The following is a 1,183-nucleotide window of genomic DNA, read 5'->3' as shown; positions in this document are numbered from 1 at the left end:
GGTACCGGAGGGAGATTCTCATAAAATTGTTGTATCAGAAAACTCTACGTATCCAAACGGTTACAGCGTCAATAATTCGCGCAAGATAGGAGGTGTTCATACGCTTTGTGCGGATGTTGGTACGATTTCTGGTCATCCATTGTCTGGTTATAGAGCAGGGGATATTTTACCCAATTCAGTTTGGTGTTTAAATCACCGTCCGCATAGTTCACCAGAAGGTATGGTTTATGACCCCTCTACAGATCTTTGGGTTGATATTTATCTTCAGTCAGGCACCGGTGAAAATACGCGCTCGGCATATGGTGTTCCGATCACAACAGGTCGTACCTATACAGATCATGTAACGGATATGATGCGTGTCAAGAAATCCTTACTGAGTGATGTGGAATTTGCTTCAACCATGTATGGAAGTAATGACAAAACAAGTATTAAAGGTAAGTCTCCCCCCTCTCCTAAGACTTCAGGAGGTCACGTTGATACAGCAAATCGTCGTATGATCTCGCATATCGGTTGTGAGGAAGGTTGCGGTTATGTTTGGCAGTTTTTAGCAGGAACGTTTCCTATGCAAATAACGAATAGGGGGCAGGCTAGGTTAGAAATGAGATGGTTATCAGGAGGAGGAGGGTGGAGTCATGGTGTAGATAGCGGATGTTTTGCACGCTCCACGGTATCTTCTTCTAGAGGTAATGAACAATTATGTGCGCGTGGGTGTAGCCATTCCCGTGATTTGTGAGGAGGGGTAGATGATAGATTATCCAGAACATTTAAATAGCAAGCAAGATTATCTGAACATGCTTTCTTTTGACAAAGTTGAAACGGTAAGAAGGCTAGAGATGCTTTTAGCAACACGTTTTTATTGGGTTTTTGTCAAAGAGCTTGGAGAGGGAGAAGAGGGGATTGAAGATGACACGCATAAGGTTTGTCTAACAACAACCATGCCGTTTGATTTAAATGGTGATTTTGTAGAAAAGCGTTGTCAGTATGAATTACAGGAAAGCGACTATGCGCCGCTCTTTCAACTTGGCTTTCGTGTTGAAGAAGTCGAGCAGCTGATCAAAGAGCATAGCCAATAGAGATCATAAGAAAACATTTTTATCCAGCTCCACTTTTGTGGGGCTTTTTTTATGGAGCGTCAGATGAGAAAGATATCGAAAGAAGGATTAGAGCTTATCAAACAATGGGA

General features: G+C 42.4%; 1 protein-coding gene and 1 pseudogene. Both read left to right on the top strand.

Annotated elements, in window-relative coordinates; genetic code table 11:
* A pseudogene (locus tag ACFIMX_RS06725) lies at positions 1–733 on the top strand (hypothetical protein); the annotation flags it as partial.
* 10 nt (positions 734–743) lie between these two features.
* Positions 744–1,073 carry a hypothetical protein gene (locus ACFIMX_RS06720; RefSeq protein ID WP_375613937.1) on the top strand — a complete coding sequence of 110 codons (330 nt, stop codon included), beginning with the start codon at positions 744–746 and terminating at the stop codon, positions 1,071–1,073.
* Positions 1,074–1,183 lie beyond the last annotated feature (110 nt).

The sequence above is a fragment of the Bartonella sp. AD24XZML genome, assembly GCF_042196485.1.
In the GTDB taxonomy this organism is placed as follows: domain Bacteria; phylum Pseudomonadota; class Alphaproteobacteria; order Rhizobiales; family Rhizobiaceae; genus Bartonella.
Note: the sequence above shows the minus strand (reverse complement) of the source record. Positions and strands in the feature narration are given on the sequence as shown.